This is a genomic window from Nonomuraea sp. NPDC049129 (assembly GCF_040648495.1).
In the GTDB taxonomy this organism is placed as follows: Bacteria; Actinomycetota; Actinomycetes; order Streptosporangiales; family Streptosporangiaceae; genus Nonomuraea.
Genome location: NZ_JBEZDU010000009.1, coordinates 21,991 through 36,502, shown reverse-complemented (window position 1 = coordinate 36,502; position 14,512 = coordinate 21,991). Strand labels below are relative to the sequence as shown.

Below are 14,512 nucleotides of genomic sequence, written 5' to 3'. Positions count from 1 at the left end.
GTGCGTGCACACACTGCGGCCGGAGACCTCGGTGCGTGCACGCACGCACTGATATAAAGAACCGTGGCCGAGATCACCCTGAACGTCCGCCAGCTGCAGGCGTTCGCCGAAATCGGCTACCAGGCGGCGGGCGGCGGGGGTGGTGGCGCGCGCGGTGCGATGGCCGCGCTGCGCCGGGTGGTCCCGGTCGACGCCTACGAGTTCGTCGCGTTCGACCCGGCCAGCGGGCGGCATCACAGCGTCGTCTCCGACGGCCACCGGCGCATCGACGGCGACGCCGCAGAGGAATACATCGGGCTGGAGGCCTACCGCACGGCGATGGCCACGCGGGCGCCGGTGCCGATGCCCGAGCCGGGCACCGAGCGCTATTTCCGCCGCCATCTCGCCCCTTACGGGTGGCGCGCCGGGCTGACCGCGCCGCTGTTCCTGGCCGAGGGCCGCTACACGGGCCTGCTGCACCTGGCGGCCAGAGAGGCCTTCCCCGAGCTCACCGGCTCGCTGGTCGCGGCCGTGGCGCCCATGCTGGCGCATGTCACGGACCTGACCCGATGCGTGATCGACCCTGTGGGCTTACCGGCCGGGTTTCTCGCGGCCGCCTTCGACCGGCTGGGCGTCCGCCGTGAGGTCCCCGGCGTCGCCAGATCCGCGGCCTTGTGGGACGAACCGGCCATCGCGGGGCTCGCCCGCGCCTTCATCGACTCGCGCGAGCTGAGCCGCCGCGGTCTGTGGCTCGACCGCGACGGCCGCTGGCACGAGGTGCGGGTGCTGCGGGCCGGCGTCGGGTTCCAGGGCTCGCTCCAGGGCGCGGTGGTGGCCGAACGCCCGTGCTCCCTGCCGTACGAGCTGACCGGCAGGGAGGTGGACGTGCTCACCCGGGTGGCCGCCGGCGACTCCAACCCGCAGATCGCCGCCGCCCTGGTGCTCAGCGTCCGCACCGTGACGACCCACCTTGAGCACATCTTCGCCAAGCTGGGCTGCGACAGCCGCACCCGCCTCACCACCAAGGCGCTCGCCGAGGGGCTATGCCGCCTCGACGTCTAGCCTGCTAGGAGATCTTGCCCAAACCGCGGGCGAGGACGGTGGCGGTGTCGGCGATGACCTTCTCGTCGTTGGCGGCATCGGCGGCCGGGCGGTTGGTGTAGATCGCCAGGATGATGGGGGCGGCACCCTTCTTGGGCCAGGCGATGGCGATGTCATTGGCCGTTCCGTACGACGGGCCGGTGCCGGTCTTGTCACCGACCGTCCAGGTCTTGGGCAGGCCGGCGCGGATGCGGGCGTCGCCGGTCGTGTTGGCGATCAGCCAGCCGTTGAGCGTCTCCCGGTCCTTGGCGGTGAGCGCGTCGCCGGTCGTGACCTTCCCGAGGTCGCGGGCCACTGAGGCGGGCGTGGTGGTGTCCCGCTTGTCCTTGGGAGTCCAGTCGTTGAGCTCGGTCTCCCAGCGGTCCAGGCGGGAGATCGGGTCCTTCAGCGTACGGAAGTAGCGGGTCAGGCCCGCCGGTCCGCCGATCTGCTTCAGCACCATGTTGCCGGCGGTGTTGTCGCTGTAGGTGATCGCCGCCTTGCACAGCTCGGCGACGGTCAGCCCGTCCTTGACATGCTTCTCGGTGACCGGCGAGTTCGGCTTCAGGTCGTCGGCCGTCCAGTGGACGACCCGCTCCATCAGTCCCGGGTCGGAGGTGCGGGCCTTGTGCAGCGCGGCGGCGGAGACCATCGCCTTGAAGGTGGACAGCAGCGGGAAACGCTCGCCCGCCCGGTAGGCGATCGTCTTCCCCGTGGCCGTGTCCAGGGCGTACGCGCCGATGCGGCCCTTGTAGGACGCCTCCAGCGCGCGCAACTCCTTCTTCGCGGCTGCCTGACCGTCGCTCACCACCTGAGACGGTGCGGTCGCGGCCGAGGCGGTGCCCGCTCCGTAGGCGCCGCCCGCCAGGAGGGAGACCGTCAGCGCGGTCGCTTGCAGTGCGGCCGTGAGGCGGCGAGGGTGTCGCATGCCATGTCCTTGCTCTCGTCCGTCAGAGGAGAGGAGCACAGCAGATCGGATCAGATGGTGTCCAATATCGATATGGAGAAGGGATCTATATCGGCTGACAAATGATCGCAGGTCAGACGGCCTCCGCCGACCGCTGCGCGGGGATCATCACCTGCCGCAACTCGAACCACACCGACGTCGCGCCGTTCTCGCGGACGAACCCCCACCGGTGGCTGAGCGTCTCGATCAACGGCAGGCCGCGTCCGCTGGTCGCCTGCGTCTCGGTACGGCACGCGCACGGCGGCCCGCTCGAACCCCCGTCCCTGACGAGCACCCGCACCAGGGACCCCGCGGCGAGCACCGACACCGTGAACGACCCGCCCTCACCCGAGCGGGAGTGCAGGATCGCGTTCGTGGCCAGCTCGCTGGTGAGCAGCACGCAGTCGTCGTACAGCGGATGATCACGCCCGAGCGCCGCCGTCACCAGCCCCCTGGCCCTGGCCACCTGGGACGGAGTCCCCGGGAACCGTACGACGAGAGCATCGTTGCCGGGCTCCTCGCCCCCTTGCTCCAACTGGTGAAAGTCCGGCGGTGCCACGGCGACCTCCCCGATTACGGCGACGTCATGAGACGCGTCAGAGGGGTGCGGGAGATTATCGCTAAAAGGTAGGAATGCCCTTTCCCATGGCCGCCCGCGCGATCGTCCGGGCGGACCGAGTACGCTGCGATCGACGAGTCGACTAGGAGGGGTGCCTGCGTGAGCAGCCTGGAGGCCGTCTGGGTGCAGCCGTACGATCACCCGGGGGCAGTGTTCGTGACCGGAGTCTTCGACATCCTGCACGTCGGACACGTGCGTTACCTGGGTGCCGTCGCCGGGCGCGGGCTGCCGCTGGTCGTCGGTGTGGAGGACGACCCGCGCGTGCGCGCGTGGAAGGGGCCGACGCGCCCGTTCAACCCGGCGGCGGAGCGCGCCGAGGTGCTGGCCGCGCTCCGCTTCGTGAGTGGGGTGTTCATCGTGACCGGGCCCTCGGCGGCGCACGGCCCGGAGGACTACATCGATCTGCTCGCCCCCATGCGGCCCGGCGCGCTGGCGCACACCGCGGGCGACCCGCACGCGGGCGGCCGATGCGCCGCGGCCGCGCTGCTGGGCGCCGAATGCTGGGAGCTGGAGGCCATCCCCAACCGCTCGACCACCAGGATCGTCAACGCGGCGGGCAAGGGCTGACCCCTTTGGCGGGCCGGTCTTTTCAAGATCGGGTAGTCATGGATGGCCGCCCTTTCAAGATCGCGTAGGCTTTGCTGGCATGACGGTCGATCTGGTAGCCAAGCGGGTGACGGACCTGCTGGCCCCGCAGGTGCTGGTGATCACCATGCCACCGGCCGTGGGGCTGATCGCCCACGGCTGGAGCGGCGCCGCGTGGGGCCTGGCGGCCTCGGCGCTGTGCGGCGGTGTGCCCGCCGGGGTGATCGCGCTGGGCGTCCGCTCGGGGCGGCTGGACTCCCACCACATCGTCGACCGGACCCGCCGCACCGGGCCCCTGCTGGCCGCCGTCGCCGCCGTACTGGTCGCCCTGGTGCTCCTCGTCGCGCTGGGCGCGCCGACGCTGCTGGTGGCCACGGTGACCGCGATGCTCGTCGCGCTGGCCGTCACCGTGCCGGTCACGATGCGCTGGAAGATCTCCTTCCACGCCGCCGTCTGCGCGGGCACCGTGGTGGTGCTCGCCCACGTCCTGCCCGCCGTGCCGACCGGCCTGGTGGGGGCGGCCGTGGTGGCGCTGGTGTGCTGGGCCCGGGTACGGCTGGCGCACCACACGTGGGCGCAGGTGGTGGCCGGTGCGCTGGTGGGCGTGGCGGCGACGTGGACGACCCTGGCGGCCTTCGGCATCCGGTAGAGCCGGATTTGTGGGGAATAGTGGTGACTCCACGGGGGTTGCCGCGAGCATGGAAGCCACGAACCGCGGCCGGGTGCGTGTCGAGCACTCCGCCAAGCGCGTCAGGACCTACCTCGGCGGCCGGGCGGTGGCCGACACCAGCCACGCCCTCCTGGTGTGGGAAGCGCCCTACTACCCGACGTACTACTTCCCGCTCGCGGACGTCGACGAGTCGGCGCTCAAGCAGACGGGCGCGACGAAGCACTCGCCCAGCAGGGGAGAGGGCGTCGTCTACACCGTCACCTCGGGAAGCGCGGAGGCCCCGGAGGCGGGGCTGGCCTACCCGGAGTCTCCGCTGGCCGACATCCGCGGGCACATCCGCTTCGAGTGGGACGCCATGGACGCCTGGTTCGAGGAGGACGAGGAGGTCTTCTTCCACCCGCGCGACCCGTACACCAGGGTCGACATCCTGCCGAGCTCGCGGCACGTACGCGTCGAGGTCGACGGTGTGACGGTGGCCGACTCGCACAGCCCCCGCATCCTGTTCGAGACGGGGCTGCCCGCCCGCTACTACCTGCCCAAGACGGATGTACGGCTCGACCTGCTCGAACACACCGACACCGCTACCAACTGCCCGTACAAGGGGACGGCGGAGTACTGGACGGTCAACGGCGTCAAGGACCTCGCCTGGTCGTACCGGACGCCGCTGCCGGAGAGCCAGCGGGTCGCGGGGCTGATCGCGTTCTACAACGAGAAGCTCGACATCTATCTCGACGGCGAGCTCCAGGAGCGGCCGAAGAGCAAGTTCGCCTGACGCGCCGGGGATCGGCATTTGTCACCAAGCCTGCCAGGAGGGCTGTCTGAGCGACTACACGTGCGTGTAGTAGGCTTTCTCATCGCGTAGTCATATATACGCGCGGATAGGCGTCGGAGCTCGGTCTTCTTGATCGGGCCGCAGACGCTCGGATCCGGGACGCGGCGCCGCGAACAAAGGGTCGGCGCCCACGAGAAAGGCTCATGATGACTGCCCCCATCTCAGTGAGCGGTCTGGTCAAGACGTTCGGCCGCACCAGGGCGCTGGACGGGCTCGACCTGACCGTGAACACCGGCGAGGTGCACGGTTTTCTCGGACCGAACGGTGCCGGCAAGAGCACCACGATCCGGATCCTGCTCGGCTTACTGCGCGCCGACGCGGGCACCGCCCGGCTGCTCGGCGGTGACCCGTGGGACGACGCGACCGGACTGCATTCCCGGCTGGCCTACGTGCCCGGAGACGTCACGCTCTGGCCTGGCCTGTCCGGCGGCGAGGTCATCGACCTGCTCATGCAGTCGCGTGGCGGCGCCGACCGTGCCCGGCGCCAAGAGCTGATCGAACGCTTCGACCTGGACCCCGGGGTGAAGGCCCGCGCCTACTCCAAGGGCAACCGGCAGAAGGTGGCGCTGATCGCCGCGCTCGCCTCCGACGTCGAGCTGCTGATCCTCGATGAGCCCACCGCGGGCCTGGACCCGTTGATGGAGGAGGTGTTCCGCGACGTCATTCGCGAGACGCGGCAGCGCGGCGACCGTACCGTACTGCTGTCCAGCCACATCCTCACCGAGGTCGAGGAGCTGTGTGACCGGGTCACCATCATCCGCGACGGCCGGACGATCGACACCGGCAGCCTGCCCGACCTGCGGCACCTGACCCGCACCTCCATCCAGGCCGAGCTCTCCGCCTCTCCCGGTGAGCTCGCCGAGCTGCCCGGAGTGCACGACCTGCGGACGGAGAACGGTCTGGTGCGCTTCGACGTCGAAGCCGACGCGCTCGGCCCGGTGCTGCGGTGCCTCGCCTCGCTCGGCGTCCGTGGTCTCGTCAGCCAACCGCCCACGCTCGAGCAGATGTTCCTGCGGTACTACGACAGGACGCGCGCGGAGGCGGGCCGATGAACGCGCTCACCGGGACGGCTCGGTCGGCACGGCTGGCGCTGCGCCGCGAAAGACGCATCGCGCCGTGGTGGATCATTCTGCTCGTCGCCTTGGCCCTGGCACTGGTCTCCTACATCAACCGGAACATGCCCACCCCCGAGGTGATGGCGACCTACACCACGATGATCAACCGCAACAGCTTCTTCCGGGCGCTCGGCGGCGGCTTCGTCGTGCCTGACCTGGGCTATATGCAGGCCTGGCGCAGCGGCGGGTTCCTCTACGTGCTGAACGGGCTGGCCGCCCTGATGGCCGTCGTCCGCTACACCCGCGCCGACGAGGAGGCCGGCCGGATCGAGCTGCTGCGCGCGGGTGTGCTCGGCCGCAAGGCTCCCCTGACCGGGGCCCTGCTGGTGGCGGGCGGGGTCAGCTTCGCCGGTGGCGCGGTGACCACGATCGCGCTGATCGGGATCGGGCTGGATCCGGCCGGGTCGATCGACTACGGCGCGGCCATCACCATGGCCGGGTGGGTGTTCGGCGCCATCGCCGCCGTGGCCGCCCAGCTCGCGCAGACCGCCCGTATGGCCAGAGCCATCGCCCTGTCGGTGCTCGGCATCGCCTACATCCTGCGCTACGCCGGCGACGCCTCCGGGCAGTACTGGATGAAGTACATCTCCCCGATCGGCTGGAGCCATCTGGTCGAGCCGTACTGGAGTAATCGGTGGTGGCTGCTGGCGATTCCGGCGGCGGTGACCGCGGCCCTGACGGCCATCGCCTACCGTCTGGCCGGCCGTCGTGACCTCGGCGCCGGAGTGATCCAGGAGCGTCGCGGGCCCGTGACCGCCCCCGGCCTGCGTGGCCCGATCAGCCTGTCCTGGCGGCTCCACCGCGGTCTGCTGATCAGCTGGGCCGCCGGAATCGCGTCCTTCGCGGCGGCGGCCGGGGGCGTCAGCACCCTGGCGTACCAGTTCACCGAGGCGCCCGGCGTCACCGTCGACAACCTGCTGAAGGCTTTCGGCGGCAGTTCGGGGGGCGGGGCGGTCGACTTCGCGCTGTGGGCCATCATCCTGATCTTCGCCCACGTCATCGCGCTCTACCCGGTCCTCATGGTCCAGCGGCTGCGCGCCGACGAGACCACCGGGCGCGCGGAAGCCGTACAGGCCACCCCGATGACCCGGCTGCGCTGGGCCGCCGGGCAACTGGTGGTGGCCGGTCTTGGCACGGCGGCCCTGCTCGCCGTCGCCGGAGTCGTCTTCGGTACGTTCTACGCCTTCCTTGTCGGCGATCCCGCCTCGGACATCGTCCGCATCCTCACCGGCACCCTGGGCACCATTCCCGGCGCCTGGCTGGTCGGGGCGGTCTGCATGCTCGCCTACGGCCTGGTCCCGAGAGCCTCCGTGACGATCGGCTGGATCACCTGGGTCGCGGTGGCGGTCATGGGACGGGCCGCCGGCCCACTGTACGGACTCTGGGGCGGGACCCCCTTCGAGCCGTTCCACTACATCCCCAACACCGTCGCCGGAGCCCCCTTCGACCCGGTGCCCGCCCTCACCATGGTCGCGCTGTCGGCGCTGCTGCTCGGTGGCGGCCTATTCGCCCTCCGCCACCGCGACTTCGGCTGAGCCCGCTCCGGACTTCGGGCCGGTCGCTCAGGCGGTCCAGGCCGGGTTGCGGCCCAGGTAGCGGAGGAGATCCGCGACCTGGTCGTCGCCCGGCTCGGCGGGCACCACCGCGGCGTAGGCGCCCCACTGGCGCAGCGGCTCGACGATGGCCTTCGCCACCGGCAGCAGCTCCCCGGCCAGCTCCGGGGTCAGCGGCGAGGACTGTCCGGTGGCCACGGCGATGTCCCAGGCGTGCACCGCCGCGTCGAGCGCGCAGGCGCCCGCGCCGAGCGCCGGTGCCATCGTGTTCGGCGGCACCGGGACGGGCACCTGCTCGGCGTTCTTGTCGACACCGGCCCAGGCCCTGGCCGAGCGCTCCATCGCGGCCTCCGCGTACGTCCGGGGGTCCTCGGCCAGCTCGCCCGTCGGCTCGAACGGGTTCTCGGCGGGACCCGGCTCGCCGGTCAGGAAGGCGGCGAAGCCCACCTGGTCGCCCGCGGCGTGCTGGAGCACCTGAGTGACGTTCCACTTCGCGCAGGGGGTGGGGAGTTTCCAGCCGTCGGCGGGGACGCCGGCCACGGCCTGGCGGAGCGCCTGGTGCGCGTCGTCGAGTACGTCCCAGCCGGTCGGCATGTTGTCGCTCATGGGGGGTTCCTTCCGTTCGTTCCGCTGTGTCTCCACACTATCAGAACGGAATGCTTTGTTCCAGTCCGAGGATGAGCATATCCAGCGCGCGCTCGAAGTCGGTGGCGGGGTCGGTCGGCGGGATGTTCCGTAGCAGCCTGCTGAAATGCGGGAGCTGGGCCGGGTCCATCTCCTGGATGTAGACGCCGACCTGCTTTCGTCCCGCGTGCTCGCCGGTGTCGACGTTGAACCCTCCGGTGGACAGCAGCAGTGACCCGAAGATCAGGCTGTTCACCGCGCCGAGCGCGCGCCACACGGCCGCGTCGTCGAAGCCGGCCTCGTACAGGGCGCCGACCACGCTGTCGATCGGAGCCAGCGCCCGCACGGAGGTCGGGTTGGACTGGTCGGTCAGCAATGCCATCGGCACCACCGGAGAGCGGGCGAACACCTCGTACATGCTCAGCGCCACCGCCCGGAGCCGTTGCGGCCAGGGCAGCGCCGGGTCGGGTAGCTCGACCTGGTCGAAGGCCCGCTCCGCCAGGCCGTCCAGGATGTCGGCCTTGTTGGAGACATGGTTGTAGAGCGACATCGCCTCGACGCCGAGCGACTTCGCCAGCCGCCGCATGGACAGCCCTTCGAGGCCCTCTTCCATGGCCAATTCCAGGGCCGCGTCCAGAACCTTCTCCCTGTTCAGCGGCTCGCGCCGGGCCATTCGCCACTCCTCCTGCCGTAGAACTCCGGTTGACAGAGCTTACGGTGTATGTATGTACTTACGGCGTAAGCATACACCGTAAGTAGGGAGATTCCGTGAACGCGGACGTACTGATCGTCGGTGGCGGGCCGGTCGGCCTGCTGCTGGCCTGCGAGCTGAAGCTGGCGGGGGTGGACCCGCTGGTGCTGGAGGCGGCCACCGGCCAGGAACGGATCACGCGCAGCCTCGGGATGCGCTCGCTCAACGCGCGCACCCTCCACACGCTGGGCCTGCGCGGGCTGGTGGAGCCGCTGGCCGAGGCGCAGTGGGCGCTGTTCGACGAACTGAGAGCCGGTCGCGAGCCCGCCGAGGGGGACATCGTCGACGGGCTGGTGTACATGCTCAGGGAGGGCATGAGCGGCGGCCACTTCAGCGGCCTGCCGCTGATCGGCGAGGCCGGTAACCGGGTTCCCGAGATGCTCATGCTCAAGCAGCACCAGTTGGAGCGGGTTCTGGCCGAGCACGCGGCCGGGCTCGGCGTCGAGGTCCGGTCCGGGTGCCGGGTCACCGAGATCGCCGACGAGGGCGACGGCGTGGTCGCCACACTCGCGGACGGCCGGGTCGTACGGGCCGGGTACCTGGTGGGGTGTGACGGCGGCCGGAGCCTCGTGCGCAAGCAGTCCGGCATCCCGTTCACCGGCACGTCCGCGACCATGACGGGGCGCACCGCCGTGGCCGAGCTGGCCGACCCCGGCGCGCTCACCTCGTCCCTGCGCGCCCCCGGCGGCCTGGTGAACCTGTCGCTGGTGCCGGGGGAGGTCGCCACCATCGAGTTCGACGGCGGTCCCACCGAGCGGGACGCGCCGGTCACCGCCGAGGAGATGCAGGCGAGCATCCGGCGGGCGAGCGGCACCGACGCGGTCGTCCTCAGCCTGGAGGCCGGCATCCGCTACAGCGACAACACCCGCCACGCCGCGACATACCGCCAGGGGCGCATCCTGCTCGCCGGGGACGCGGCGCACGTCCACTCGCCGATCGGCGGCCAGGGGCTCAACCTCGGCCTCCAGGACGCGGCCAACCTGGGCTGGAAGCTCGCCCTGGTGGTCCGCGGACAGGCGCCCGAACGGCTCCTGGACACCTACACCGCCGAGCGGCACCCGGTGGCGGCCCGCGTCCTGCGCAACACCAGGGCCCAGGTCGCGCTGATGCGTCCGGGACCGCAGGTCGACGCGCTGCGCGAGGTGATCTCCGAGGCGCTGGAGCTCCCCGAGACCAGGGGGCACTTCATCGCCATGGCCAACGGTACGGACATCGACTACGCGCCGGACGCGTCGCGGTCGCTGGTCGGGCGGTTCGTACCGGATTGGGAGATCGAGGGCGTGGGGTGGGTCAGGGAGTCGCTGGGGGACGGCCGCGGCCTGCTGCTGGACCTGGCGGGCGCACCGGAGACCCGCGCGGCCGCGAAAGGCCGCGACGACCGCGTCCGCGTGGTGGGCGGAACCGTGGATCAAGCCGACGCGGCCGCCGTGCTGGTACGCCCTGACGGTTATGTCGCCTGGGCCGGTTCCGGCGAAGCCGGTCTCGCCGAGGCCCTCGACGCCTGGTTCGGGGTCGGTTAGGTCAGCAGCCGGGTCAGCACACGGGTGCCGAACTCCAGCCCCTCCACCGGCACCCGCTCGTCCTTCCCGTGGAACATCCCGAAGTAGTCCAGATCGGGCCGCAGCATGAGCGGCGCGAAACCGTACCCCTTGATGCCGATCGTGGCGAACGACTTGGCGTCGGTGCCGCCGCTCATCACGTACGGCACCGGCCGGGCGAGCGGGTCCTCGGCCACGAGCGAGCCCGCGAGCGAGTCGAAGAACGACGAGGGGTACGGCGCGTCCGGCGCGTCCTCCAGATTGACGAACTCCCTGGTGATCTTCGGCCCGAGCAGGTCGTCCATGGTCGCCAGGAACTCCTCCTGGAGGCCGGGCAGGTAGCGGCCGTCCACGTGCGCGTGGGCCGTGGACGGCACGACGTTCACCTTGTAGCCCGCGTCGAGCATCGTCGGGTTGGCCGAGTTGCGGATCTGTGCCCTGAACAGGTGGCCGAGCGCGCCCAGCCGGGTCGCCTCCTCGTCGAGGCGGTCGAGGTCGATCGGCTGGCCGGTGATCTCCGACAGGCTCTGGAGCAGCGCCGAGACCGACGGCGTCAGGCGTACCGGCCACTGGTGGGCGGCCACCCGCGACAGGGCGTGCACCAGCGTCGCGACCGGGTTGTCCACCGCGGGCCGGGAGCCGTGGCCGGCCACGCCGTGGGCGGTGAGCTTCATCCAGGCGGTGCCGCGCTCGCCTACGGCGATCGGGTAGACGCGGTGGTCGCCGGCGGCGACGCTGAAGCCGCCGGACTCGCTGATCGCCTCCGTCACGCCGTCGAACAGCTCCCGGTGCTCGGTGAAGGCGTGCCGCGAGCCGTAGTCGCCCGTCGCCTCCTCGTCGGCCAGGAACGCCAGCACCAGGTCGCGCTTGGGACGCAGGCCGCGCGCCGCCATACCGAGCACGGCCGAGAGCGTCATCGCGCATGACCCCTTCATGTCGACCGCGCCCCTGCCGTAGACGCAGCCGTCGACGATCTCGCCCGAGAACGGGTGCATCCGCCACTCGGCCGGGTCGGCGGGCACCACGTCGAGGTGGCCGTGGACGAGCAGCGCGTCGCGAGAGTCGCCGTCGATCCTGGCGACCACGGTCGTCCGCTTCGGCGCCGACTCGAACACCACCGGCTCCAGCCCGGCGTCGGCCAGCAGCGTGGCCACGTACTCGGCCGCCGGGCGTTCGCCCGACCCCGGGTTGGAGGTGTCGAACCTGATCAGGTCCGAGCAGATCTCGCCGACGCTCTTCACGACCGTCCCTTCAGCTTGAGCGGTGCCACCTCGGGCGTCTCGAACCCGAAGATCAGTCCATAGAAGGCCAGTTCGGCCTCCAGCACCGCGACGATGGTCTCCTCCCGGCGCCAGCCGTGCTGCTCGCCGGCGAAGGTGAGCAGGGCCCACTGTTTGCCATGCCGGTCCAGCTCGGCGACGAACCGCTCGGCCTGGCCCACGTCCACGATCGCGTCCTCCAGGCCGTGCAGCATCAGGCACGGTCCGGACGCCCGCGCGGCATGCAGCAGCGGCGAGCGGTCGGTGTAGCGCTGGCGGGTCTCGGGCAGCGGCCCGATCAGGCCGTCGAGGTAGCGCGACTCGAAGTCGTGTGTCTCGGCCGCCCAGCTCTCCGGGTCGGTGATCGCGTAGTGCGCGACGCCGCCCGCGAACACGTCACTGTGCACCAGTGCAGCGACCGTGGTCCAGCCACCGGCGCTGCCGCCGCGAATCGCGATCTTGGCGGCGTCGGCCCGGCCCAGCTCGACCAGCCCGCGCGCCACCTTCGCGCAGTCGGCCACGTCGACCACGCCCCACTGGTGCCGCAGCCGCTCGCGGTAGGCCCGGCCGTAGCCGGTGGAGCCGCCGTAGTTCACCTCGGCGACGCCGAGGCCCCGGCTGGTGAAGTAGGAGACCTCCAGGTCGAGGGTCATCGTGAAGTTGCCGGTGGGCCCGCCGTGCGCGAAGACGACGTACGGCGCGGGACCCTGAACCCCGGTCGGGTGGTACAGGTGCGCGTGCACGCCCTCGATCGTCACCGTCTCGGGCGTCGGCAGCAGCGCCCGGTCGGGCAGCGGCTTCGGCGCCGACACCGCCTCGTGCGCGCCGCCGTCGAGGTCGACCACGGTCACGCGGGTGGGCGTGTACGGAGTGGCGGACACCGCCACCGCCTTGCCCTCTGCCGCCGAGATCGTCGGCGCCCAGTACGTCGCCGCGCCGCCGATCTCGCGCAGGTCGCCGCTCTCCAGATCCAGGACGCTCAGCAGGCGGCGGTCGGGGGTGCCGTGCACGAGCACCAGGCAGTTGCCGGCGATCGCGAAGTAGGTGCTGCCCGGCTTCCAGGGCGCGATGCCGACCTCGGAGGCCATCGGGGTGAGGTTGCGGGCGCCGGAGCCGTCGCGGGCGACGAGGTGGATGTTCCACCAGCCGGTCGGGTCGGCGACCGCGTACAGGGTGCGCTCGTCGCGCCACTCCGCCTGGATCACGGACTCCGCCGGGCCGCCCGCGATCACCTGGTACGGCCCGGCGGTTCCGTCCTCGTCGAGGGGGGCTACGCAGAGCTCGGTGCCGTCCCAGGGCATGTTCGGGTGGTCCCAGCCGATCCAGGTGACATATCCGCCGCCGGGGGAAATACGGGGGTTCATCAGGAAATGTTGTGCTTTAGTGATCACTCTGAGCGGGCCGCCGCCGAGTGGCACCGCGACCAGGTCGCGCACATTGTCCTGCTCGCGTACGGCCCACACCTCGTCCCGGCCGGGCGGCAGGTAGAGGTCGGCGTAGCGCGCCGTCCCCTCAGGCGTGAGCGCCACGGGCTCCCCGACTACGGGCTCCCCGGCCGCGGGTTCGCCGGTCGTTGGTGGGCCGTCCAGGCGGTAGACGCACTGGTCGGACCAGTTGGTGAAGACCAGGCCGCCGCCGGGCAGCGGGCGCCAGGATCGCCCGCCGTACTCGACCACGCGGTTGCGCGCGTTCCACCCCTCGGGCAGAGCGTCGACCAGGGAGCCGTCCGGCAGGCGGCGCACCACGCAGCGCCGGCCGCCCTCGTGCGGGCGTGGCTCGTCCCACCAGACCTCCAGTCCGGCGGGCGTGGCGACGGCCTCCACCCACTGGGGGCCGCCGTCGGTACGGGCCACGTCGATCGGTCGAATGCTGCTCATATCTCACCAATTGCCATCGGAAGGGGGCAAGGAACGCTCGGGCGGGTGGAGGACGTACACGATGCCGCCGCTACCCGAGCTCCGGAGCCAGACGTTCTCGAACGCGGCCCGCGGATAGACCCGGCGCACGTCGGCGTCGCTCGGCGCGGCCGGGTCGTTGACGACGACGTCGCCCTCGGCGGTGAAACCGGTGACGACCATGATGTGCCCGCCCGAGGAGTAGCCGGACCCCGGCAGCTCGTGCGCCTTGAACGACAGCGACACGATCACCGGGATCCCCGCCCGCACGAACAGGTCCAGCTCGGCGGCCGACCGCAGACGGGTCACGAACCCGGCCAGCCCGAAGCGGCCCGCGTAGGCCACGTTGAACGGCCAGTTGCCGGTCCCCTGGTAACTGTGGTCGAACGTGCCGCGCGCCGCGTGATCGACCACGGGACTCGGGTCGCCGGCCACCACCCAGGCCAGCTCCTCGGGACCGGGACCGCGACCCCAGAACCCGAGGACCATCGCCACCGAGGCGGGGCTGCACCAGTTGGCGCCGCCGCCGTCCAGCTCCGGATGGTGACCGGTGTGCGTGTACTGAGAGTGCCGGGGCACCACCAGCTCGACGGCTCCGGCCGTACCCGGAAGGCTCGGGACAGGGGGACCCTGGGGGAGCGCGGAGGCCATCACGCCCAGGCAGTCCACACGCGCGCCCGCGCCGTGCGGCGTGACCCGCACCCGGTAGGCCGTGACCGGCCGGCGCGCCACGAACGTGTCGACGGCCACGTCGCCGTCCTCGTCACCCTGACCGGGAAAGGAGGTGCGGATCTCGTCGTGCTCGGCCCAGTGGCCCATGACGTACCACTTCGACTGCTCGCCCGTCGCGAGCCTGACCTGCAGCTCCACCTCGATCCACGTGCCCGGCGGGGTCCGCGCGGTCCACGAGGGGACGAGCTGGGTCGCGATGAAGCCGATCGGGTGTTCCGGGCTGGTCCACGAGGTCAACGGGGTGGCGGGCACGGCGAAGCGGGCGAAGGCGACGCGGGCCGGGTCCACGGTGAGCACCGGACCCATTGTGGTTTCGCACCGGTTGTCGCGCATC

Annotated in this window: 14 protein-coding genes; 7 read left to right on the top strand and 7 right to left on the bottom strand. The window is 71.3% G+C overall.

Going from position 1 to position 14,512, the window contains the following annotated elements; translation table 11 throughout:
* The first annotated feature begins 63 nt into the window (after nt 1-63).
* Nucleotides 64-1,041 carry a LuxR C-terminal-related transcriptional regulator gene (locus AB0B64_RS27915; protein ID WP_357946004.1) on the top strand — a complete coding sequence of 326 codons (978 nt, stop codon included), beginning with the start codon at nt 64-66 and terminating at the stop codon, nt 1,039-1,041.
* 4 nt (nt 1,042-1,045) lie between these two features.
* Here the strand turns inward: AB0B64_RS27915 and bla are convergent, their stop codons facing one another.
* Together bla and AB0B64_RS27905 are read right to left on the bottom strand one after the other, a co-directional pair.
* Nucleotides 1,046-1,987: a class A beta-lactamase gene (gene bla / locus AB0B64_RS27910; RefSeq protein WP_358180754.1), complete on the bottom strand. Its 942-nt coding sequence runs from the start codon at nt 1,985-1,987 to the stop codon at nt 1,046-1,048.
* Nucleotides 1,988-2,099: 112 nt separating this feature from the next.
* On the bottom strand, nt 2,100-2,564 hold the full coding sequence (locus AB0B64_RS27905; RefSeq protein WP_357946008.1) for an ATP-binding protein: 465 nt from the start codon (nt 2,562-2,564) through the stop codon (nt 2,100-2,102).
* 159 nt (nt 2,565-2,723) lie between these two features.
* Here AB0B64_RS27905 and AB0B64_RS27900 point away from each other — a divergent pair, with 159 nt between their 5' ends.
* From AB0B64_RS27900 to AB0B64_RS27880, 5 genes are all read left to right on the top strand, one after another.
* Nucleotides 2,724-3,191, top strand: a complete 468-nt coding sequence (locus AB0B64_RS27900; protein WP_357946010.1) for an adenylyltransferase/cytidyltransferase family protein — start codon at nt 2,724-2,726, stop codon at nt 3,189-3,191.
* Between the two features lie 79 nt (nt 3,192-3,270).
* Complete coding sequence (locus AB0B64_RS27895; RefSeq protein ID WP_358180751.1) at nt 3,271-3,858, top strand: hypothetical protein; 588 nt, start codon at nt 3,271-3,273, stop codon at nt 3,856-3,858.
* Nucleotides 3,859-3,907: 49 nt separating this feature from the next.
* Complete coding sequence (locus tag AB0B64_RS27890; protein WP_358180748.1) at nt 3,908-4,651, top strand: DUF427 domain-containing protein; 744 nt, start codon at nt 3,908-3,910, stop codon at nt 4,649-4,651.
* 206 nt (nt 4,652-4,857) lie between these two features.
* Nucleotides 4,858-5,763 (top strand): ABC transporter ATP-binding protein, encoded by a 906-nt coding sequence (locus tag AB0B64_RS27885; RefSeq protein WP_358181209.1) that lies wholly within the window; start codon nt 4,858-4,860, stop codon nt 5,761-5,763.
* Nucleotides 5,760-7,361, top strand: a complete 1,602-nt coding sequence (locus AB0B64_RS27880; RefSeq protein ID WP_357946018.1) for a polyketide antibiotic transporter — start codon at nt 5,760-5,762, stop codon at nt 7,359-7,361. Before AB0B64_RS27885 ends, AB0B64_RS27880 begins: the two co-directional genes overlap by 4 nt.
* A gap of 27 nt (nt 7,362-7,388) precedes the next feature.
* Here AB0B64_RS27880 and AB0B64_RS27875 read toward each other — a convergent pair whose 3' ends face one another.
* Together AB0B64_RS27875 and AB0B64_RS27870 are read right to left on the bottom strand one after the other, a co-directional pair.
* Complete coding sequence (locus AB0B64_RS27875) at nt 7,389-7,985, bottom strand: TIGR03086 family metal-binding protein (RefSeq protein ID WP_358180745.1); 597 nt, start codon at nt 7,983-7,985, stop codon at nt 7,389-7,391.
* Between the two features lie 40 nt (nt 7,986-8,025).
* On the bottom strand, nt 8,026-8,676 hold the full coding sequence (locus AB0B64_RS27870; protein ID WP_357946022.1) for a TetR/AcrR family transcriptional regulator C-terminal domain-containing protein: 651 nt from the start codon (nt 8,674-8,676) through the stop codon (nt 8,026-8,028).
* Between the two features lie 95 nt (nt 8,677-8,771).
* On the opposite strand from AB0B64_RS27870, the gene AB0B64_RS27865 reads away from it, so the two are divergent.
* A complete protein-coding gene (locus tag AB0B64_RS27865) occupies nt 8,772-10,274 on the top strand; it encodes an FAD-dependent monooxygenase (protein WP_358180742.1) in 1,503 nt (500 codons plus the stop codon).
* Here the strand turns inward: AB0B64_RS27865 and AB0B64_RS27860 are convergent.
* The 3 genes from AB0B64_RS27860 to AB0B64_RS27850 are packed head-to-tail and all read right to left on the bottom strand — an operon-like array spanning nt 10,271 to nt 14,484.
* On the bottom strand, nt 10,271-11,533 hold the full coding sequence (locus tag AB0B64_RS27860; RefSeq protein ID WP_358180739.1) for a M20/M25/M40 family metallo-hydrolase: 1,263 nt from the start codon (nt 11,531-11,533) through the stop codon (nt 10,271-10,273). The genes AB0B64_RS27865 and AB0B64_RS27860 overlap by 4 nt on opposite strands.
* Nucleotides 11,530-13,428 carry a prolyl oligopeptidase family serine peptidase gene (locus AB0B64_RS27855; RefSeq protein WP_358180736.1) on the bottom strand — a complete coding sequence of 633 codons (1,899 nt, stop codon included), beginning with the start codon at nt 13,426-13,428 and terminating at the stop codon, nt 11,530-11,532. The genes AB0B64_RS27860 and AB0B64_RS27855 overlap by 4 nt, the downstream gene beginning before the upstream one ends.
* Before the next feature lie 3 nt (nt 13,429-13,431).
* Nucleotides 13,432-14,484, bottom strand: a complete 1,053-nt coding sequence (locus AB0B64_RS27850; RefSeq protein WP_358180733.1) for a C39 family peptidase — start codon at nt 14,482-14,484, stop codon at nt 13,432-13,434.
* Nucleotides 14,485-14,512 lie beyond the last annotated feature (28 nt).